21 protein-coding genes are annotated in these 21,135 nt (G+C 51.3%); 1 reads left to right on the top strand and 20 read right to left on the bottom strand.

Features of this window, described 5'->3' with window-relative positions; translation table 11 throughout:
- Nucleotides 1–108: 108 nt before the first annotated feature.
- The 18 genes from M5E81_RS04920 to gltX all read right to left on the bottom strand — a co-directional run bounded on the left by M5E81_RS04920 (nucleotide 109) and on the right by gltX (nucleotide 18,594).
- Nucleotides 109–798, bottom strand: a complete 690-nt coding sequence (locus tag M5E81_RS04920) for an energy transducer TonB (protein ID WP_249748014.1) — start codon at nucleotides 796–798, stop codon at nucleotides 109–111.
- Nucleotides 795–1,208, bottom strand: a complete 414-nt coding sequence (locus M5E81_RS04915) for an ExbD/TolR family protein (RefSeq protein WP_040565019.1) — start codon at nucleotides 1,206–1,208, stop codon at nucleotides 795–797. Before M5E81_RS04915 ends, M5E81_RS04920 begins: the two co-directional genes overlap by 4 nt.
- A gap of 16 nt (nucleotides 1,209–1,224) precedes the next feature.
- The gene (locus tag M5E81_RS04910; protein WP_009145240.1) at nucleotides 1,225–1,851 is read right to left on the bottom strand and encodes a MotA/TolQ/ExbB proton channel family protein; all 627 of its coding nucleotides are present in this window, start codon (nucleotides 1,849–1,851) and stop codon (nucleotides 1,225–1,227) included.
- A gap of 233 nt (nucleotides 1,852–2,084) precedes the next feature.
- Nucleotides 2,085–2,429 carry a winged helix-turn-helix domain-containing protein gene (locus tag M5E81_RS04905; RefSeq protein WP_009145239.1) on the bottom strand — a complete coding sequence of 115 codons (345 nt, stop codon included), beginning with the start codon at nucleotides 2,427–2,429 and terminating at the stop codon, nucleotides 2,085–2,087.
- A gap of 1 nt (nucleotide 2,430) precedes the next feature.
- Entirely contained in the window at nucleotides 2,431–3,462 is a 1,032-nt protein-coding gene (locus tag M5E81_RS04900) for a molybdopterin-binding protein (RefSeq protein WP_249748013.1), read from the bottom strand.
- A 13-nt stretch (nucleotides 3,463–3,475) separates the two neighbouring features.
- Nucleotides 3,476–4,267 carry a molybdate ABC transporter substrate-binding protein gene (gene modA, locus M5E81_RS04895; RefSeq protein ID WP_249748012.1) on the bottom strand — a complete coding sequence of 264 codons (792 nt, stop codon included), beginning with the start codon at nucleotides 4,265–4,267 and terminating at the stop codon, nucleotides 3,476–3,478.
- A 1-nt stretch (nucleotide 4,268) separates the two neighbouring features.
- Nucleotides 4,269–4,943, bottom strand: a complete 675-nt coding sequence (gene modB / locus M5E81_RS04890) for a molybdate ABC transporter permease subunit (RefSeq protein WP_419720856.1) — start codon at nucleotides 4,941–4,943, stop codon at nucleotides 4,269–4,271.
- A gap of 5 nt (nucleotides 4,944–4,948) precedes the next feature.
- Entirely contained in the window at nucleotides 4,949–5,899 is a 951-nt protein-coding gene (locus tag M5E81_RS04885) for an MOSC domain-containing protein (protein ID WP_009145235.1), read from the bottom strand.
- Complete coding sequence (moaC, locus tag M5E81_RS04880; RefSeq protein ID WP_249748010.1) at nucleotides 5,875–6,372, bottom strand: cyclic pyranopterin monophosphate synthase MoaC; 498 nt, start codon at nucleotides 6,370–6,372, stop codon at nucleotides 5,875–5,877. Before moaC ends, M5E81_RS04885 begins: the two co-directional genes overlap by 25 nt.
- Before the next feature lie 24 nt (nucleotides 6,373–6,396).
- Nucleotides 6,397–7,353 carry a GTP 3',8-cyclase MoaA gene (gene moaA, locus M5E81_RS04875; RefSeq protein WP_249748009.1) on the bottom strand — a complete coding sequence of 319 codons (957 nt, stop codon included), beginning with the start codon at nucleotides 7,351–7,353 and terminating at the stop codon, nucleotides 6,397–6,399.
- Nucleotides 7,354–7,920: 567 nt separating this feature from the next.
- On the bottom strand, nucleotides 7,921–10,200 hold the full coding sequence (locus tag M5E81_RS04870; protein WP_249748008.1) for a xanthine dehydrogenase family protein molybdopterin-binding subunit: 2,280 nt from the start codon (nucleotides 10,198–10,200) through the stop codon (nucleotides 7,921–7,923).
- 15 nt (nucleotides 10,201–10,215) lie between these two features.
- Entirely contained in the window at nucleotides 10,216–10,683 is a 468-nt protein-coding gene (locus M5E81_RS04865) for a (2Fe-2S)-binding protein (RefSeq protein WP_009145231.1), read from the bottom strand.
- A complete protein-coding gene (locus tag M5E81_RS04860; RefSeq protein ID WP_249748007.1) occupies nucleotides 10,683–11,474 on the bottom strand; it encodes an FAD binding domain-containing protein in 792 nt (263 codons plus the stop codon). The genes M5E81_RS04865 and M5E81_RS04860 overlap by 1 nt, the downstream gene beginning before the upstream one ends.
- Before the next feature lie 191 nt (nucleotides 11,475–11,665).
- A complete protein-coding gene (locus M5E81_RS04855) occupies nucleotides 11,666–12,922 on the bottom strand; it encodes a DEAD/DEAH box helicase (RefSeq protein ID WP_249748006.1) in 1,257 nt (418 codons plus the stop codon).
- 286 nt (nucleotides 12,923–13,208) lie between these two features.
- Nucleotides 13,209–15,674 carry a U32 family peptidase gene (locus M5E81_RS04850; protein ID WP_009145227.1) on the bottom strand — a complete coding sequence of 822 codons (2,466 nt, stop codon included), beginning with the start codon at nucleotides 15,672–15,674 and terminating at the stop codon, nucleotides 13,209–13,211.
- A gap of 7 nt (nucleotides 15,675–15,681) precedes the next feature.
- The gene (locus M5E81_RS04845) at nucleotides 15,682–16,134 is read right to left on the bottom strand and encodes a cell division protein ZapA (protein ID WP_009145226.1); all 453 of its coding nucleotides are present in this window, start codon (nucleotides 16,132–16,134) and stop codon (nucleotides 15,682–15,684) included.
- Nucleotides 16,135–16,150: 16 nt separating this feature from the next.
- Nucleotides 16,151–16,993: a protease inhibitor I42 family protein gene (locus M5E81_RS04840; RefSeq protein WP_148495321.1), complete on the bottom strand. Its 843-nt coding sequence runs from the start codon at nucleotides 16,991–16,993 to the stop codon at nucleotides 16,151–16,153.
- 131 nt (nucleotides 16,994–17,124) lie between these two features.
- Complete coding sequence (gene gltX / locus M5E81_RS04835; protein ID WP_009145224.1) at nucleotides 17,125–18,594, bottom strand: glutamate--tRNA ligase; 1,470 nt, start codon at nucleotides 18,592–18,594, stop codon at nucleotides 17,125–17,127.
- Nucleotides 18,595–18,853: 259 nt separating this feature from the next.
- Between gltX and M5E81_RS04830 the strand changes: the two genes are divergently transcribed.
- Entirely contained in the window at nucleotides 18,854–19,480 is a 627-nt protein-coding gene (locus M5E81_RS04830) for a DNA-3-methyladenine glycosylase family protein (RefSeq protein ID WP_040565018.1), read from the top strand.
- A 112-nt stretch (nucleotides 19,481–19,592) separates the two neighbouring features.
- Here the strand turns inward: M5E81_RS04830 and rpe are convergent, their stop codons facing one another.
- Both rpe and rsgA read right to left on the bottom strand, forming a co-directional pair.
- On the bottom strand, nucleotides 19,593–20,234 hold the full coding sequence (rpe, locus tag M5E81_RS04825; RefSeq protein WP_040565025.1) for a ribulose-phosphate 3-epimerase: 642 nt from the start codon (nucleotides 20,232–20,234) through the stop codon (nucleotides 19,593–19,595).
- Nucleotides 20,234–21,133 carry a ribosome small subunit-dependent GTPase A gene (rsgA, locus tag M5E81_RS04820; RefSeq protein ID WP_249748005.1) on the bottom strand — a complete coding sequence of 300 codons (900 nt, stop codon included), beginning with the start codon at nucleotides 21,131–21,133 and terminating at the stop codon, nucleotides 20,234–20,236. The genes rpe and rsgA overlap by 1 nt, the downstream gene beginning before the upstream one ends.
- Between the last annotated feature and the right edge of the window lie 2 nt (nucleotides 21,134–21,135).

The raw sequence follows: 21,135 nt of genomic DNA, 5'->3' as shown, positions 1-21,135 counted from the left end.
TATAATCATCTTCTTAAACTCGATATTTCTCCCGGAAAATTAAAGCTGCCAGCCCCGGCCTAAACCGGAGACGGCAGCTTTTTGCATAAAAGCATCTGCGTATAATTTTTATCTTAAGTTAAAGCTTACCGCACGCGTAACGCGACAGCGTGCGTTCTGACCGTACTTATCTTTGGCAGGACTGAAACGCCATTTGTTGACCGCAGTTACAACGCTGCTATCCATAGCGCTGTTGCCGGAGGAACCGACTACCGTTACATCCTCTACACTGCCGTCGGCACCTACCAGAATACGTACCGTTACCACACCGGTAGCACCGCTGTTGCGTGCGGACGCAGGATATACAGGTGCAACCTCGCGCAGCAGGCGTGGCGGTTTTACCGGCACACCGCGGCCTTCGCCGCTGCCGCTACCATTACCACTGCCGCTGCCACTGCCTGTTCCGCTGTCCGTACCTGTGCCTGTACCGTTACCGGTAGGATTACCGGCAGGAGCCTTCGGTCCGGGGGCTGCAGTCGCCTTTTTCCTGACAACTTTCTTTTGCGGTTTAGGCTTCAGCTTTTGGTCAATAATATCCTCCAGACTTTGGATGACAGGCTCTTCCTGCTGCTCCTCCTGTTCGATTTCTTCCTCCTGAGCTTCAGCGCCGCCACCGCCGCTCTCCAGCGAAACCTCCAAAATTTCCGGAGGCGTATGCACAAAGCGGTAGCCGAAAATGCCAAGGCCGGCGGCAAGAACAAGATGCACAGCCAGAGCTACGGCAAAGCCCTTGCCAAATCGCTTTTGTTCATCCTTCATTTGCTCTCACCTGTATCCGTAGCCAAACCGAAGCGTGTGACACCTGCTCCCTTCATTTTATCCATCAGCTGGATAATAGTTTTATAGGGAGCTTCGTCCTCCGCTCTGATAATAACCGAGAAGGAGGAATCATGCTTGCTTTCAATCGCAGCATTCTGAACCAGCATATCCATCTCGATTTTATTTTCATCAAGATAAAGGCTGCCGTCCTTTTTGATTGTTACATTAAAGTTACTCTTGCTGACATTCTCCGAATGCTTAGCAATCGGCAGGCGGATAGGAATCGTCTTGACCTCGCTCATATACATAGTGCTGACAATGAAAAATACCAGCAACAGGAAAATCATGTCAATCATCGGACTGAGCATTATCGACGGTGGAGTAAGCTCTCTTTTACGACGTCTGCGCATTTTTCAACACCGCCCCTCATTTGCTCTGCTCGTTAGCTTTGAAAATATCAACCAGTGTATCCGCTACTTCGTTGATATTCAGAGTTTCGGTTTTGATTTTACTTGTAAGATAAGCATGGATACACATACCCATAATAGCAATGCACAGGCCGAAAACGGTAGTAATCAGCGCTTCGCCGATACCTGCGGTAACAGCCATCGGGTTCTGAGTTCTTTCGTTCAAAGCATTAAAAGAAGAAATCATACCGGTAATCGTACCGAGCAGACCGAGCATCGGTGAAAGGCCGATAACAACGCTCAGATAGTTGATATTCTTTTCCAGGCTGTCGATGATGCGGTCAGCTTTGGTATAGACAATAGTTTCCAGACGCTGTCCGAGGTCACCCTTAATATCCAGAATCTCCTTAGCCATGGCAGCAGCCTCGCCCTTGCTCTGCTCTGCCAGCTCACTGGCGCCAACCAGATTAAAGTCATTCATCATGCGGCAGAAGCTGCTCGCGAACTTTTCTCCGGAAATAGCCTTCTTATAGAAAAGATATCGTTCCACACCAATAGCAATAGCGGCAAAGGAACACATCAGCAGCGGCCACATGCAGGGACCACCCTTAACAAAATAATCAACAGCTCCGGCAAAAATACTCATACTTAAACCTTCTTTCAAAAAAATAACGCTGCAATTTTTTTGCGGCAAATCGCAAGCTCATCATCCGCCTATACACAGCGGAAGGAAGTTGGCAAAGCCTCCATATCTGATACTTGTTGCTATTTACTAGATGTTTATATTATAGCCTCTTTACTAATCTGCGTCAAGAAAATACAAACTATATAAACAAAGGCAGTACAAGGAAAATTCCCCGTACTGCCACAAGCTTTATGTTATTTGAAATACTTGGCGAAGGCCTGCGCCGCCGCCAACTGCACCTCTGCATTGAAGGCTGTATACCGCTCAAGCAGCAAGCGTCCCTCCGGCGTCAGCACACTGCTGCCACCGCTTTTACCGCCTGCCGTGCTGCTGACCAGCGCAAAGCCCAGGTCTGCCTCCGCACGCCGCAGAATCTTCCACGCCTTGCTGGCCGACATACCCATAGCCTTGTAGGCAGCACTCAGCGAACCGGTGGCCTCAATGCGCTGCAAAAGCTCCGCTACGCCCTTGCCGAAATCAATGCTTTCGTTATACACGCGCACCTTCACATGATAATGCTGCGGCTCTGCATAGGTCATTTTACCACCCCTTGCCAAAACCGCAGGCAGGATAGGTGCACACAGCGCAATTCAGGCACAAACCGCCTTCGCCCAAGGCCGCCAGCTCGTCGGCAGTGACAAGGTCACAGGCCAGCACGCGCGGAAGCACCAGGTCGAAAATCGTGCGCTTAGCGTACATTACGCAGCCCGGCAAGCCCATAACAGGCACCTGCTTTTCACCGTAGTAGGATAGCAAAAACATGGCGCCCGGAAGCACCGGTGCGCCATAGGAAACAATGCGTGCGCCGGTATTTTTGATTGCGAGCGGTGTGCGGTCATCCGGGTCAACGCTCATGCCGCCGGTGCAAAGCACCATTTCCGCGCCCTTTTCCTCAATCGCAGTTTTAATCGCAGCGGCAATCTGCTCCAGTTTGTCATCCAGCACCTGCTTATAAACTAACTCCACATTGAACTCAGCCAGTTTTTCCTCCAGCACGGGGGTAAAGGTATCCTTAATGCGTCCGTGGAAAACCTCACTGCCGGTCGCCAGCACGGCAGCCTTTTTGATTTTATACGGCAAAAGCTGCAGCAGCGGTTCATTACCGCACAGCTCACGCACACGCTGCATCTTTTCCTTTTCGATAACCAGCGGAATAATGCGCGTACCGCAGAGCTTGTCGCCCTTCTTCACCGGCGTATTGCCGTGACGCGTCGCAATCATCATCTGTCCGAAGCTGTTCACCAGGCGCAGACGCGCGCCGTCTACCTTGAACAGACCGTCAGCAGCGGCGGCAAGCTCAATCTTGCCCTCTTTCACAGGCGATTCATCCATCATAGTGTTTTTACAGATGTCGCACAAAATGCGTGCGGCATCATTTTCATGCAGCATGTTTTCGTCGGCTTCCCACACATATAAATGCTCCTTACCGATGGAAAGCAGCACCGGAATATCCTCTGGCTGCACCACATGGCCCTTGCGGAATACGGCATCCTTCGTAACGCCCTTGATAATCTGTGTCAGGTCATGGCAGAGAACACTGCCGACCGCATCTTCAGTACGAATTAATTTCATGCTTATCTACCTCTTATTTAGCCTGCGCAAAGCCGTAGGCGGCAAAACTCTTCATAGCTTCTTCTGTCTGCAGGAAGGCCGCAAAATCCTTAGCAGCCTCAGCCTGCGGAGCCTTCGCCAACACGCCGATAGGATAAATTACCGGCTTCTTTAAGGAGCCTGCCGGAGCTTCGGCCACAACAGTAACCTTATCCTTCAAGAGTGCTGCATCAGTAGCGTAAACAAGGCCTGCATCGGCACTGCCTTCGGCAACCCAGTTCAGCACTTGTGTTACGTTAGTACCAAGGCTTACTTTGGACTGAATCGCATCCCACTGGTCCAGCTTGGACAGTGCTTCTTCAGCATATTGGCCTGCAGGAACGCTGGCAGGATCGCCGATTGCAGGATGCTTAGCCTTGCTGAAATCATTAAAGCCTTTGATTTCGCTGCCGCTTTTAGGCACAATCAGCACCAGCTTGTTTTCCAGCAGCGGCTTCACCGTGCTCTTATCCATATAGCCCTTGTCGCTCAGTGCGTTCATCTGCTTGTTGGCCGCAGAAATAAATACGTCAGCTGCCAGGCCGCTTTCAATTTGTGCCTGCAGCTTGCCGCTGGCATCATATACGCCCTCGATTTTGATTTCCGGATGTTTTTGCTGATACAACGGAATAAGCTTTTGCGTAAAGACCTTTTCCATGCTGGCAGCAGCTACCAGACGCAGTGTTTTGCCTGCCTGCGGAGCAGCAGCCTGCTTATCACCGCCGCCGCAGCCTGCAGCCATAACAGCTAACATCAAAGAAAATACTAAGCATAAGAGTTTTTTCATTTTACTCCCCCTGTTGTTGTTTTGTTTTATATAAGTAGACATTAAGACCGATAACTACCAAAAGGCAGATGCCCACAATTACGGCCACATACCAGCCTGCGGCATCCCAATCGCCTGCCGCTACGGCAGAATAAACTGCCAGCGGCAGTGTGCGTGTACGTCCTGCGATATTGCCGGCAATCATCGCCGTGGCACCGAACTCGCCCAGACCGCGGGCAAAGGCAAGCAGACCACCTGCGATAATACCGGGCAGCGCATTAGGCAGATGAATACGCCAAAAGATACGCCATTCCGTCATGCCAAGCGAACGCGCCGCCTCCAGCATGCCATTGTCAACCTGCGACAAGGCACCGCGCGCACTACGGTACATGAGCGGCAGCGAAATTACCGCTGCTGCCAGCACTGTTGCCAACCAGCTGAAGGCTATTTTTATACCTGTCAGCTGATAAATAAGCTGGCCCAAAAAGCGGTTGTTGCCAAAAAAATACAGTAAAAAGAAGCCTGCTACCGTAGGTGGCAGCACCATCGACAGTGTTATTACAGCGTCGGCAAAAATCTTCAGGATTTGGCTCTGCAGCCGTTCCACCCACCAGGCAATAATTACGCCGATAAAGAAAACTATGACGATTGTTGCTGCCGCAGTGCGCAGCGAAATCCACAGCGGTGACCAGTCTATTGCGCTCATTTTCTCGCACAGTCATGGGCGCTGCCCTTCAGGATACGCAGTCCATGCTCCAGCTGCGGCAAAACGATTGCCAGCGCTTCCTCCACCGCTTTGGTGCTTCCGGGAAGATTCACAATCAGCGTCTGTCCGCGCACTACGCTCACGCCGCGGCTCAGCATTGCCCGCCGCGTAATCTTCAGCGATTCCGCACGGATGGTCTCCGCGATACCGGGCACATTGCGTGTAGCCACCGCCATTGTTGCCTCCGGTGTAACATCGCGCAGTGAGAGGCCCGTGCCGCCTGTGGTGATAATCAGATCCACCTGTCTGCTGTCCGCAAGACGCATCAGCTCACGTTCTATTTTCTTCTGCGCATCGGGAAGCAAAACCTGCTCTACAATTTCGTAGCCTGCTTCCGCCAATAGCTCTGCTGCCCTAGGCCCGCTGGTATCAACACGCTCACCCGCGGCACCCTTATCTGAAAGTGTCATTACCGCCGCACGCAAGGGTGCGTCGGCTGCTGGCAGCGTCACTTCCAGCTCCATGCCACTGCGCAGAACGCCGCCATGCTCTACCGTAGCAAAAACGCCCTCACGTGGCATAATGCAGTCGCCCACACGTGCAAAAATCGTGCAATGGCTGTGGCATTCCTTGCCAATCTGCGTCAGCTTCATCACTACTTCACCGCTGCGCATGATGCTGCCTACCAGCAGCTTTTTGAAGTCGATGCCGCTTACCAAAATATTTTCACCGAAGGCACCGATAGCGGCATCACCGCCGCGCGCATTGAATTCATCCACCTTTTCCGCACTCAGCAAACTCACCTGACGATGCCATTTGCCGGCGTGAGCATCACCCTCGATGCCGAAATTTTCTTTAAGGACAATCTCATTCACAGGATGCTTTTCCGTACCCTTCTTTTCGCTGATACACACAGCCTTGATTATGCCTCTGATGCTTGCTTCCATACAAAATCACCACTCTTTCCGCCTGCTTTGCTCAGCAGATGCACATCTGTAATCACCATCGCCTTATCCACGGCCTTGCACATATCGTAAATCGTCAGCAAGGCAATCTGCACGCCTGTCAGCGCCTCCATCTCCACGCCTGTCTTGCCCGTAGTCTTGACCAGGCACTGTGTCTGTACAGCGTAGCTGCCGTTTTCCGCCAACAGCTCAAAATCTACCGTGCACTTCGTCAGCTGCAGCAGATGGCACAGCGGAATTAGCTCACTGGTGCGCTTGGCTGCCATAATTCCGGCAACACGTGCTACGCCCAGCACATCACCCTTAGCCATACTGCCGGCAACAATCTTTTCATATATTTCTCTGCTTACGCAGATTTTCCCCTGCGCCACTGCAACCCTCGCGGTGTCAGCCTTGTCGCTGACATCCACCATCAGAGCATTGCCCGCAGCATCAAAATGTGTAAATTCACTCATTGTCTGCTCCTTCAAAGCCTGTATTTATCCGCCAATCTGGCTCATATTAAAGCGCGCTGCTTTTACATCAAAGCTGTGTCCCGCAGGCTTGGCGTAAATAATCTCCTGCATAGCCTGCAGCAAATCCGCATCACTTGCGCCGTCACGCAGCAAGTGCTTCAGGTTCATGCCCGCGTCACTGTAAAGACAGGGCTTCAGCATGCCTACGGATGTAAGACGCACCCTGTTACAGACAGCGCAGAATTTATTGTGCAGCGGTTCGATAAAGCCCACCGGCATTGCATAACCGCTAATGCGCCAGTAGCTTGCAGGACCGTTGCCGTAGCGCTGCGCATCGGGCTGCAGCTGTAAACCTGCCTGCTCCAGCAGACTGCGGATTTCGTTGCCGCTCACTCCTCGCAGATTAGCGTTGCAGTCCAGCGGCATCAGCTCAATAAAGCGCAGTGGTGCGTTATACCTGTGCGCCAGCTTTAGCAACTGCATAATATCGGCCGGACCGTTTTCTGCAAGGGGCACACAGTTCAGCTTGAACGGTATCCCTGCAGACTGCAGCTCCTGCAATGCCTGCAGAACGCTGTCCAGGCTGCCGCCGGTAAGCTCTGTATAATACGCTGCATCCAGCGTGTCCAGGCTCACGTTGATGCTGTCCACACCTGCCGCGATAAGCGCAGGCAGCTGATTTGACAGCAACGTGCCGTTCGTTGTCAGCGTCACCTGCTCCGCGCCCTCCAGCTGCTTCAGGTTGGCAATAAAATCACTGCAGCCCTTGCGCAGCAAAGGCTCGCCGCCGGTGATTTTGAATTTGCGGATGCCAAGCTGCAGCGCAGCGCGGCAAATGCGCAAAAGCTCTTCGTAGCGCAATATTTCATTATGCGGCACATGCTCACTCACCTCCGGCTGACAATAGCGGCAATGCAGGTTGCAGCGGTCGGTAAGGGATATGCGCAGATAATCTATTTTACGGTTGTATTGGTCGTGCATGATTGTAGTCCTTTTTTACGTGAATTGAAATTAGTAAAAAGCTGTTAGTTTCTCGCCTGCCCCTTGGAGAAGGTGCCGAACACAGTGAGGTGAAAGGTGGTTATGTGCGTCGCAATTAAATATCATTTCGCTCAGAAAAAATTTTCCTGTGCCATAGGGCACAACGCAAATTTCGTGTGGAAACAGGACGAAGTGCCGCAAAACTCGCGCTATGCAAATAAATTATACTAAAGTAGTTGGCTTAGCGCTCAAACAGTTGCGACACTTCTATGGTGCCAGACACTCATTTGCTAAAATTTTTATTCGCTACACGATATATTAATTGCTCGTTAAGGCTTTGAGCTAACCTGTTTGTGTTCTGCTGTCCTTCTTGCCTGCCCCTTGCACTCTTCGAGTATAACACGACCAGCATTTTTCATTTTATGAAAAATTGGTCTTAGTATAGGGAAGGTGCCGAACGCAGTGAGGCGGAAGGGGGCTGTCCCCAGCGTCATTCTCACCCGAGAATAACGCTTGCCAAAACAAATGTGGTTTTGCAACCACATTTGTTTTCAGCTTATTAAAATCTTATTCTTCGTCAACGCCCATAGCAATTTTTTCCGGGGTAATCGGCAAAGTCATAAAGCGTTTGCCGGTTGCCTGATAAATTGCGTCGGCAATCGCCGGAGCAGGTGTATTGATTACCAGCTCGCCAACGGATTTGGCACCGAAGGGACCGCTTTCCTCATAGCTGCTGGCAAAGTCAACATAGATATGACCGATATCCTCACGGCAGGGAACCTTGTACTGCATGAAAGAGTTTTCGTAAATACGACCTTTAGGACTGTAGGTTACGTTTTCCATCAGCGCCATGCCGATACCCTGCAGAATGCCGCCTTCGGTCTGCACCTTAGCCAGATGCGGGTTAACCGGAGTACCGCAGTCAACAGATGCGTAGAAATTCACTACCTGCGCTTCGCCTGTCAGCAGGTCGGTTTCTACTTCGGCCACACCGGCCATAAACGGCGGCGGGGACAGCACACTGTTCTGCTCCACGGTTTCTTCCAGAGCGATATCGTTATTCACCATAGAAGCAGTGGCGATATCAAAGAGGCTTACAGCCTTGTCGCTGACAGTATCACGCACCTCGCGTCCGTCAAAAACAACCTGGTCCGTGCCGCATTCCAGCAGGCGTGCGCCCAGCTGGCAAATCTTACCACGCAAACGTTGTGCGCAGATTTCTACGGCCTTACCTGTAATATATGTTGTACTTGATGCGTAGGAACCGGAGTCATAGGGAGAAGCATCGGTATCCGCACCGAATACGGTAATGTTATCGTAATCACATTCCAAAACCTCTGCTGCCATCTGTGCCAGAACGGTATCGCAGCCGGTGCCCATATCGGCAGCACCGATCAGCAGTGTGTAATGTCCCTCGTCGTTAATTTTGAGGGTAGCACCGCCGACGTCGCAGTAAGGAATGGAGCTGCCCTGCATCGCAATAGCCACGCCCATTGTGCGTACCTTGCCGTCAGGCAGCTGCTGCAGCGGGAACTTCTGCTCCCAGCCGCTCATCTCGCGTACCTGCTCCAGGCAGCGGTCCAACGCGCAGCTTGTGTTGGGCGCACCGTAATAAGCAGGCATAATATCGCCCTCACGCGTAATATTCATCTCACGCAGCTTAATCGGGTCCATCTTCAGGCGTGCTGCCAGCTCGTTCACAGCGGATTCTACGGCAAAGATGCCCTGAGGAGCACCGTACCCGCGGTATGCGCCTGCAGCCTGCAGGTTGGTGTAAACTACGTCAAAGCCGAAGCGGAAGGCCTCGGTACGGTACAGAGGAATAGACTTGTGACCGGAAAGGCCGACGGTCGTAGGACCGTGCTCGCCGTAAGCACCGGTATTGGAAAGAGTATATAAATCAATCGCGCGGATTTTGCCTTCTTTGGTAGCGCCCAGACGCACGCGCACCTCCATCTCATGGCGCGGGCTGGAAGCTATATGACATTCGTAACGCGAGAAAATCATCTTACTAGGCTTTTTTGTTTTCCAGGTAACAAAAGCCGGATACATTTCGCTGACACAGCTCTGCTTAGCGCCGAAGCCGCCACCTACACGCGGTTTAACTACGCGTACCATAGTTTTGGGGATATGCAACGCGTTGGCAATAATGCGGCGGCAGTGGAAAACTATCTGCGTAGAGCTAAGGACATTCAAACGGCCGTAGGTATCAATGGAGCAATAGGTTACGAAAGGCTCCATCATATCCTGCTGCACAGCCTTGGTATGAGTTGTCTGGTCGATAACAACATCGCATTCCGCCAGAATCTTATCAACCTCGCCATCCTCGATAACCTCATGGGCACACAGGTTGCGCTTATTATCGGCGCCAACCGGGCAGTGAGCCTTCCAGGTATCCTCGGGATGCACGAGCACAGGGTTATCCAGCGCAGTACGGAAGTCAAGCACTGCGTCCAGCAGCTGATATTTTACTTTAATCAAAGACAGCGCCTTATCGACAGCCTTTTCCGTTTTGCCGGCAACAATCGCCACAATGTCACCCACAAAGCGTACATGACGGTCGAGCAGCAGACGGTCATAAGGACTCGGTTCGGGATAGGTCTGGCCTGCATAGGTGCAGCGCTCGCCGTCCTGGTCCACGTCCTCCCAGGTATAAATTGCTTCGATGTCAGGCACCTTGGCTGCAATCGCGGTGTTGATGCTTTCAATAATAGCATTCGCATGCGGAGAACGCAGCACCTTGACAAGCAGGCAGTCGTTCGGCACCAGGTCATCGGTGTAGACAGGCTGGCCTGTCACCAGCTGCATAGCATCCTTTTTGCGGTAGGATTGGTTAACTATTTTCATCTGCAGCTCCCCTCCTTATGCCTGCGCCTGAGCTTTTTTCCAGGCGATGAAATTCTGAATTCCGCGCAGCTGTCCCTCATAGCCGGAGCAACGGCACAGGTTGCCTGCCAAAAATTCCTTGATTTCTTCTTCCGTAGGCTCGCTGTTTTCACGCAGCAGCGCGATAGCGTTCATAATCATGCCGGGGTTGCAGAAGCCGCACTGCTCCGCGCCCTGGTCGGCAATAAAGGCACCGAATTCCGCTGCCTCCTGCTGCATTCCTTCCATAGTCACAATGCTGTGGCCTGCGGCACGCGCTGCCAGGATAGCACAGGAAAGCACCGGCTTATTATCCATAAATACAGTGCACAAACCACAGTTGGTAGTGTCACAGCCGCGCTTCACGCTGTAGCAGCCTTCCTTGCGCAGAAAATCGAGTAAAACTGTATCAGCCTCCACCATACGGGTCAGCTTTTTGCCATTTAAGGTTAAGGTTATCTCCATCAGGCCTTACCTCCCAGTTCTGTTAAACATCTTGCTGTCAGCACCTTAATCAGGTGTGTACGATACGCAGCACTGCCGCGCGGATTGGTTTCCGTCGGCAGTAAGCCTGCAGCATATTCCGCAAAGGCCTGCGCCTTCTCGGCAGTCATAGGCAGAGTTGCGAGCTGCTCTGCATCCTTCACCAGTGCAGCCTTCGCCGGACGTGCGCCCACTGCAGCCTGCACGCCTTCCTGCGTCAACGCCGCCGCGCAGGTCAGCACCGGAAAGTCGGTTTTGCTGATGCGCACGGATTTATAGCTGTAATGCGCTGCTGTCTTTTTAACAATAACGCGCACCAGAATATCTCTGTCATACGGCATATTCACAAAATCTGCCAGCGGCACAATACCGCCCTTGTATAATTCCACATAGCTGTCCATCACCAAAAGCAAGGTCAGCACATCCGAAAATCCGAAGCGTCCGAACACACTGCCGCCGACGGTAGCAAGATTGCGGAACTGCACACCTACAATATGGCGCAGCGCCTCCTTATTTGCTCCCTCACTGTAGGCGGTAAAGCCTTCATGCAGCTCCAGTTGGCGCAAGCTCACCATCGCACCGATGCGGAATTCCGTTTCTGTTTCCTCTATTGTATCCAGGCCTAAAGCCGACAAATCAATAGCTGTCTGCACATTGCTCTTGCTCAGGCGCATCCACAGCATACCGCCAAGCAAGCGGTTAGGGCGCTTCTGGTTCAGCTGCCACGCCTCCTCCAGAGTTGTTGCCTGCTTATATTCACGAATTGTCAACATATACTGCCCTCCTGTTCTTTTTTTATTGCATACTTATTCCATTATATTTTACCATATTTTTTCTATACTTGAAAAGAGAAAAAATGCACATTGGCTCATAAGTTACATTCTTCTACGGCATAAGAAAAATGGATGCCTCTCTGTAAAGCAAGAGAAGCATCCATAATTATTATTAAAAATTATAAGCAGGCTTATTTGCCTTTTTTAGCACCCTGACGGCGGTTACTGCCGGTTTTGGGAGCCTTGCGCTTATCAACAACGGAATTGCGTCCGCGCTTAGGTCCTGCGGACTTTTTCTTTTTGGCAGCCACAGCGACGCGGCGTGCCACAACACCACCCTCCAGATTTTGGCGTTCCATCAAAATACCCAGCTTGGTTTCGATATTACGCAGCCATTTAACCTCGTCGGCAGTATAAAGCGTAATTGCTTCGCCCTCATTGCCTGCACGGCCTGTACGGCCGATGCGGTGAACATACCAGTCGACATCATGCGGAATATCGTAGTTTACAACATGGGTTACACCCTCAACGTCCAAACCGCGGGCAGCCAGGTCGCTGGCAACCAGAATCTGAATCTTAGCATCACGGAAGGCCTTCATAACAGTTTTGCGCTTTGCAGGAGACATTTCGCCATGCAGCACATCAACGTTATAGCCCTGCATGCCCAGCCAGTCGCCCAACTCCTTAGTGCGCTCCTTGCTCATGCAGAAAACAATCATCAGATACGGGTTCAGGCGGTCAATGAGCGCTGCCACAGCCTTATTCTTGTATTCATCGGTTGTTTTCAGGCAAACCTGTTTGATTTTCTCAACTGTAGCCTGATCCGGGTTGATATCAATGAGCGCGCAGTTTTTCGTCAGCTTGCGTCCCAGCTTGCGCACTTCTTCCGACAGAGTTGCGGAGCAAAGCATCGTCTGATGCTCCGGCGCGGTCATAGCAATCAGCTCCAGCGCTTCATCCATAAAGCCCTGCTGCAGCATTTCGTCAACCTCGTCCAGTACCAGATAGCGCACACCGCCAAGGTTGGTGTTGCCCTTGCGGATGTGGTCCAAAAGACGGCCGGGAGTACCGATCAGCACATGGCTGCGTCCCTCCAGCTTATATTTTTGCGTTTCGAAATCGCGTCCGCCGGTAACAGCCAGCACTTTGATATCGCTTTCGCCCAGGATTTTTTTCATTTCGGTGGCAATCTGCTGCGCCAGCTCGCGCGTAGGCGTAATTACCAAAGCCTGCACATAGCTTTTGGCAGTATCGATTTTTTCTGCCAGCGGCACTAAGAACGCCAGTGTTTTGCCAGTGCCTGTCTGCGCACGGGCGATTACATCACGTCCGGCAAACAGCGCCGGTATAGCCTGCTCCTGTACCGGCATCGGCTTTTTAATGCCCATTTTCTGAAGCTGCTCTACGGTGTGGGCACAAACCTTTAAGGCTGCAAATCCATTTGTCATTTCACATTCCTCTTTTCCTCTAAAATTTATCTTCTGACCATAAGGTCTTTTTTCTCTATAACTTTAGTATTATATCATAGATTGGGCAGGAACGGAAAGATGCAGGCAAATTTTTCTGTTGCATATGATTGCTATAGCCTGAAAACTATCTCTGATTTTTATAATTAAGCATATAAAATTGCTTGGCCAAACAAATTGTACATGCGACAAAAAGCCCCTGCCGGCGATTTCCGACAGGGGCCTTGGCTTATTCAATTTATTCAGCTTCGCAAGCTGACATTTGCTTTTACATTACGCCTCTGAAATAGTGGCCTCTTGTAGTACCCGGCAGATTTTCCGGTGCCTCCACCGCACCGCCGAGAATCTTGCGGTACAGCGCCACAAGTTCGCCCAGACGTGCCGCATCGTAATCACGGCCGTCAATTCTCAGCGCCGCTACGCCTGCTTCCGCCATGTGCTGCACATTGGCAGTCATCGAAAGCTCATGCGCATTCAGAATATGCATGCGGCAGAACTGGTCCGTAACAATCGGGAAGCGTGCATCCTTGCGGTCACCCAAGAACAAAGGCTCTGCACAGTTAAACTTGCAGGCACCCTTATCCAGCGCACCCAGGAAGCTGCCGCCTACACAGTATTCGGAAACCATCATTTCCAAACGTCCCTGAATCATGCACTCCAACGGCAACGGGCTGACGCTCACAAGATGCTCTACCTGCGCCATGGTCAGCTCGGGGCTGAGCACTGCACCTGCAGCGCCCTGTTCCTGCCAGAACTGCAGTGTCTGGCTGTTGAAGATGTTCAAAGACATATCTGCTACCAAATTAAGCGCAGCATGCTTCTTCGCCAAAGGCCACAAGCCGTTGTTGTTGATATAAACAAAATCAGGCTGCATCTCCTCCCACAGGGTAAAGAGCTTGTCGAAATATGCCAGCTGTGCTTCCTTGATGATACGCGGTGTAGCAAAGGCCAGCTGACGGCCTGCCTTGCGCACCAGCTTGGCAGCCTTGGCATAATCCGCCTCGGACGGCAGCTGATGGTTAAAGCAGTCACCGCCGAAGAGAATGCGTTCAGCACCTGCCTGCAGCGCAGCATTGACCTTCTCAACGCTGTCGCAATGCACTACCAGAACGGATTCATGCTGCTTGGCCTTATGTGCCTGCGGCACTAATTGCTCGCTGAAGCTGTGCACCGCTGTGCGCGCCGGTGCGAAGGCATTCAGACGCGCTGCATCCAGTGCCTCGCATGCCATACGGCGTGCTTCGTTCATTTCGCTCATCGGCACCATGACATTTTCGTCATGCTCAAAGCACAGGCTGTTCAGGAAATATTCGGTCGTACCGAGGCGGTCCAGCTGCTTGCGCACACCGGCCTCATCCAGCGCACGCTTGCGTGCTGCCTCTACGATAAAATCGGTTTCGCCGTAGCCGACGTTGCCTTCATCATCCGTCAGCGTAACGGTCATAGGCTCGCCCAGACGTGCAGTAACTACGGCATCTACCGGAATACGTTTTTTTGCGTCCGGTCCGAAGAACTGCTGCGCATAGCTCATCAGTCTGCTGTCGAGAGTACGGAAAACACGGTCATTCAAGCGTACACCGTTAGGCACGTCAATCGTTACCTGCCGGCCAGGGGCCGCGCTCTGCACGCTATTGCCGCCGCACAGCATATCCGTAACGGTTGTGCCTACACGTCCGCCTACGCTTACCCAGAATTCCAGTCCGTCACCCAGATGCAGCTCCTTATCCAGCTTGATAACTGCCTTATTGCGGTTTTTATCCAGCTTAGCTACACGGCCGATAAGCACACCGCGGTTGTTGGGACGGCGGTCGCTCATCATTGTGCGACCGGGACGACGCTCCAAATAAGCGGTGGTAAAGTCACGATTGAAGATTTGCTCGATATTCGCCAAATCTTCTTCCGGCACGTTATAGTCACCGGCAAGATAGCTGTCAATCGCCCGGCGGTAAGCATCTACTACTACCGCAACATATTCCGGGCGCTTCATGCGTCCTTCGATTTTGTAGGACACAACGCCTGCGTCAATCAGCTGCGGCAGAATGCTCAAGGTATTCATATCCTTCGGGCTCAGCAGATACTGGCCTGCATCCTTGCCCTGCAGCATATCTTCATCCTTCGCGTTGAGCAGCTTATACGGTAAACGGCAAGGCTGGGCACAGCGTCCGCGGTTACCGCTGCGGCCGCCGATAAGACTGCTCATCAGGCATTGTCCGCTGTAGCATACGCACAGAGCACCGTGAATAAAGGTTTCGATTTCACTGCCGCGGCTGCAGGCTGCACCGATTTCCTTCAGGCTCAGCTCGCGCGCCAATACGCTGCGCTCCATGCCTGCGCCCATAGCAAAGTCTACACCGCTGCTGTTGGTAATGCTCATCTGCGTGCTGGCATGCAGCGGCAGCTCCGGCACAATTTTCTGCGCCAGACGTATAACGCCCAAGTCCTGCACAATAAGTCCGTCTACGCCTACGTTATTCAAAAACAGCAGGTAAGCGGATAAAGCCTCCAGCTCGCTGTCATCAACCAACGTATTGACGGTAATATACAGGCGCACATGGTGCATATGCGCAAAATACACCGCCTTAGCCATTTCCTCTTCATCAAAATTGCTGGCATAGGCACGTGCGCCAAAGGCTTTACCGCCCATATATACAGCATCGGCGCCGGCGTTTACCGCTGCCTCCAATGCTTCCCAGCTGCCTGCGGGAGCAAGCAGTTCTATTGTTTTCTTTTCCATATGTTATCTACCTTTCACGCACTGCTGCCAGCAGTCTGTCGTATCTGGCCTGCAGGCTTTGCAGCTCTTCTACCAGCACAGCATTTCTTTGCTGCATTTCCTGCTCGAGCGCAGCATATTTTTCCTGTATTTTCTGCTCCGCTGCTGCGCACTTTTGCTGCAGCTCCTGCTCCATCGCAGCGCATTTTTCCTGCATTTTCTGCTCCGCCGCCACAGATTGCTGCTGCATTTCCTGCTGCAGCGCAGCGTATTTTTCCTGCAGCTCCAGTCTGTCTGCAGCCAGGTCGAGCGCCGTCCAGATGGCTATTTTATCTGTCTGCAGCAGCTTTTTGCTTTCTGCCAGCTCCTGCATTCTTCTGTCTACCTCTGCTGCTATTTTCAGCACCTGTTCTTCGGAAGCAGAGGTCGTTAATGCATAGGTACTATTATATATTTTTACAGAAACTGATGCTTTTTCCATAAACACATCCTCTAGCTTATTCTGCGATAACGATAAAGTTAAAGCTTTGCAGGCTCATTTTTTCCCAAGAGCGCTTGTAATCCATGCGGATATTGTAGGTACCGGGCTTAGTAACCGCCAGCACCAGAATTTCAACGCCGGGCGCACCCATTCTTTCCTCATCAGCGCGCGGAATGGTAAACGAGCTGCCTACCTTGCTTACTGCCGGTGAGCTGCAGCTGAATTGCCAGCCGTAGCCGGTGGAAGGATTGCTGTCCAGCTTCAACGCCATAAGTCCGCTTGCAGGCAGACGCAGTGTTTTGCCTGCAGCCTTATCGGTAATTTTCGCCAGCTGCAGCAGGCGTCCCGCTTCGCCGATGCGCAGGGAGGTAACTACATCCCTGTAGGGTACAAAGCTACTGTAGGCAGCATTTTTCTTGCTGCGCACAAACAAGCCCTCTTCGCCGAAAAGCACGTTATCATAATTGCCCAAAGCATTTTTTACGTTATCGTTATCTACAAAGAAATACGTAACCTCGAACTCCTTGCCGGTTGTCAGATCAAGATTCAGTCCGGTGTACGCCTTGCGTCCGCCGTTGTCTGCCTCCAGCAGCAGGCTTACCAGGCTAGGACGGTTCAGCATCACCTTATAGGTTACACTTCCCTGACCGCCTACCTCCTTGACCAGCTTAGCTGCAGCGTCGCGTACCAAAGCGTTGGCCTGTTTTTCCAGCTCTGCGGAATTACTGCCGTCGATGTAGGGCAGCATTGCCGTTGCCTTGCCGACAGAGGTCTGTTCGGTAAGCACCGTAGTCTGCTGGTCTGCCAGAACCGGCAGAGATAAGCATAAGCATAATAATGTTGTCAACAGGATTTTCATAGCCTGCAGCTCCTTTCCAAAAACAATGTTCCAAGCCTTGAATCTCTTGGTAAAAATTAAGCAGGAAGAAAAGCCCTCCTGCTTAATTAAAGCAATCGCGCTAAAACTAGCCGCCAATCGCTATTTTACAATCATAAACTTTTAATGAACTCAACAGCCTTTTCCAGACGTGCCAAAGTTCTTTCCTTGCCCAGCAGAACCATAACGTCAAACATACCGGGGCTTACGGTGCGTCCGGTCAGAGCCAGACGAGTCGGATGGATAACCTTGCCCAGAGCCAGACCGTTGTCGGCAGCAATCTTATTGTATGCTGCTTCGGTAGAAGCCAGGTCATATACATCATCAGCCTTAATTGCTGCAATGCACTGCTCCAGTACAGGAATATTTTCTGCCTTGAAGTGCTTAGCTACACCCTTTTCATCATATTCTTCAACATCCTTGAAGAAGTATGTTGAAGCATCGGCAACCTCCTGCAGAGTTTTAACGCGTACACGTACAACGTCTACGAGCTTTTCAAAGTATGCTTCGTTGGCAGCATCGTTGAACCATTCTTCGGTTACCAGGCCGTCTTTAACGAAGAAGGGCTTAGCATCCGGCAGAATTTTTTCCAGCGGCAGCTCGGACAGATATTGGCCGTTCATCCAGGTGAGCTTTTTGGTGTCATAAATAGCAGCCTTTTTGCTCATCTGCTCCAGCTCAAACAGCTTAACGGTTTCTTCCAGAGTGAAGATTTCGCGTTCATCGCCGGGGCCCCAACCAAGCAGAGTCAGATAGTTGATGATAGCTTCCGGCAGATAGCCTTGGCTGCGGAATTCTTCAACAGAGGTTGCACCATGACGTTTACTCAGCTTGGAACGATCCATAGCCAGAATCATCGGCATATGACCGAACTTAGGCGGTTCCCAGCCCAGTGCTTCGTAAACCAGCAGCTGCTTCGGAGTGTTGGAAAGATGCTCCTCAGCGCGCAGTACGTGAGTCATGCCCATCAGATGGTCATCGACACAAACAGCGAAGTTATAGGTAGGAATACCGTTGGATTTTACAATTACGAAATCATCAAACTGGTCCATGTTAAAGGTAACTTCGCCATGAATCAGATCATGCACGGTGATACTGCCTTCGGCAGGAATCTTGATACGGATGGAATACGGTTCGCCTGCAGCGATGCGTGCTTTAGCCTCCTCTGCCGGAATATCACGGCAGGTACGTGCATAGCGGAACGGTTGCTTAGCAGCGCGTTGTTTTTCACGTTGTGCAGCCAGATCCTCGGTAGTGCAGAAGCAGTAGTATGCTTTGCCTTCGTCCAGCAGCTGCTGAGCATATTTTTTGTAAATATCAAAGCGCTCGGACTGATAGTAAGGACCGTATTCGCCGCCGGCCTCCGGGCCTTCATCCCAATTGATGCCCAACCATTTCAGGCTGGTAAGGATTTGGCTTACGGAATCCTCTTTCAGGCGTTCAATATCGGTATCCTCGATACGCAGAATCAGCTTGCCGCCCATTTTGCGGGCAAACAGCCAGTTAAACAGCGCAGTACGCGCACCACCAATATGTAAATACCCAGTAGGACTGGGAGCAAATCTTACTCTGACTTCAGACATTTCATCGTCTCCTTACATTTTAATTACAAATATAGATTGTCAATCAGATTAATTATACAGCTTTGAAGAAAAAAGTGCAAATATTAATCTGCGTTGCCGCCGTTTTTTATTTTTCTTCATGATTTAAAGAAAAAGCAAATCCAAACGACTTCGTTCATAGAAAACTGCTTTTATTGCTATTATTTCGCATTTTTTCGTTTGTCTAACCGCCGTTTTCGTATTATAATATTGTAATGAAGTAAATAAAAGGAGGATGCTTATGTGCCAAACCCCAGATTGGTCCGTCGGTGACCGCTATCTGCGTGAAAACGTTCCAGAGCTCGCCCCGTTAGTTGACCGTTATTCGCCCTGTCCGTTAAAACCAAAATCTAAAGAGGTTTATTTTACTATATTACTGACCGGTATTATTGCCCAACAGCTGCCGCCTGATGTCAGCCAACAGCTGATGAAAAAGCTCGAAGGCCTCACCGGCAATCCTATTACGCCGCAGGCAGTACTTGCTGCTTCCGCCGAGGACCTGCTCAGTATCGGTCTTGTTAAGCAAAAGATAGATTACCTGCGCAGCTTTGCCGAAGCAGTGATCAACGGCAGCGTAACTATGGATAAGTTCGACGATATGACCGACGGCCAGATTACCAAGCAGCTGATGCAAATCCGCGGCCTCGGCCAATGGACTATCGAAATGTTTCTGCTGCTGGCTCTGTGCCGCACGGACGTTGTACCCAGTTCCGACTTTATCTTCAAGAAAGAGCTGCAAAAAATGCTTAATCTGAGCGAAATTCCCAAACGCGGCAAAATCAATACGCTTACGGAAACCTGGCGCCCCTGGCGCTCACTCGCAGTATGGTATATCTGGCAAAAAGCCAACGATAGCGAAAAAAAATAACACCCAAAGCAAAACAAAACCGTCCTTCCCAGTCTGCAATTTTGCAGATAACAGGAAAGGACGGTGTTTCTTATTTTCCGAACACTATTTACTGTTCACTAATCACTGAATACTATTTCAGGCTGGCAATAGCGGCAGCGGTATCTTCAGCACCGTAAACATAGGAGCCTGCTACCAATACGTTGGCACCGGCAGCCTTCACCAGCTTTGAGGTTTCGGCATTAACGCCGCCGTCAACCTGAATATCCACATTCAGGCCGCGCTCGGTAATCATCGCATGCAGGCGCTCAATCTTCGGAACTACGCCTTCAATAAAGCTCTGGCCGCCGAAGCCGGGGTTAACGGTCATCAGCAGTACCATATCAACGTAAGGCAGAATTTCTTCTACCGTACCCAGGCTGGTAGCGGGATTCAGCGCAACGCCGGCCTTCATGCCCTCAGCCTTAATCTGCTGGATGCAGCGGTGCAGATGCTTGGTGGTTTCTACATGCACAACAATCTGGTCGGCACCGGCAGCCTTGAAATCGGCAATGTATTTTTCCGGATTTTCTACCATCAGATGGCAGTCGAAAAACAGGTCGGTTACCTTACGGATTTTTTTCACTACAGGAGCACCGAAGGTCAGGTTAGGTACAAACTGGCCGTCCATAACATCGATGTGTACCCAGTCGGCACCGGCAGCTTCAATTTTTTTGATTTCGTCCGCCAGATATGCAAAATCGGCAGATAAAATTGATGGAGCAACTTTAATCATCATTTTCTTCCCTCTTTCTCTTGCAGGAGTTTTACCTCTGCTAACATTGTCAAATATGATTCATAACGGCTGGCAGAAATCTTTCCTGCAGCCACAGCATCCTTTACACCGCAGACAGGCTCATGCGTATGCGTGCAGGGACAGAACCTGCAGCCTGCCTCATAATCGGCAAACTCACGGAAGGAGGCCAGCACCATTTCGGCTGTCAGGCCCTCCAGCAGCAGATTGCCGAAGCCCGGCGTGTCCGCAATATAGCCTTCGTCAAACGGCAGCAGCTGTGCATAGCGTGTAGTATGCTTGCCACGGCCGATTTTTTCGCTAACCTCGCCCGTGCGCAGGTCAACGCTGCTGTCGATAGCGTTGATAGTAGACGATTTGCCTACGCCCGAAGGTCCGCCAAAAGCGCAGATTTTACCACGCAGACGCTCACGCAGAGCCTCCACGCCGGTGCCGTTCTGTGCCGACAGAGTATAAACCTCGTAACCGATAGGCTCATAAACAGCCTTCACCTGCTCAATCAGGCCCGCAGGAGCATTATCCTCCTTGTTGAGCACCAAAATTGCAGGAATTTTCGCCAGCTCTGCCAACGCCAGCAGCTTATCTGCCAGCAGAAAGCTGAAATCCGGCGCAGCACAGGCAAAGGCTGCCACAAACAAATCCAGGTTAGCCAGCGTAGGGCGTGGCAGAAAGTTTCTACGCGGCAGCACGCCGGTAATCATCCCCTCGCGTTTTTCGCTGCTGCTTACCTCAAAGCCGGCGATATCGCCTGTTGCCAGCGAAAAACGGTTTTTCTTCATTTTCCCCTTTACCTTACAGGTATAGGGCTCGCTTTCGCCCTCAACCTTCAGGTAATAATAGCCGTTATAATTTTTCAGGACTCTGCCCTGCAGCTCTGCCATGT

The sequence above is a fragment of the Phascolarctobacterium succinatutens genome (genome assembly GCF_023497905.1).
GTDB classification, from domain to species: domain Bacteria; phylum Bacillota; class Negativicutes; order Acidaminococcales; family Acidaminococcaceae; genus Phascolarctobacterium_A; species Phascolarctobacterium_A succinatutens.
The sequence above is the reverse complement of the archived record's forward strand: the minus strand, read 5'-3'. Positions and strand labels throughout refer to the sequence as shown.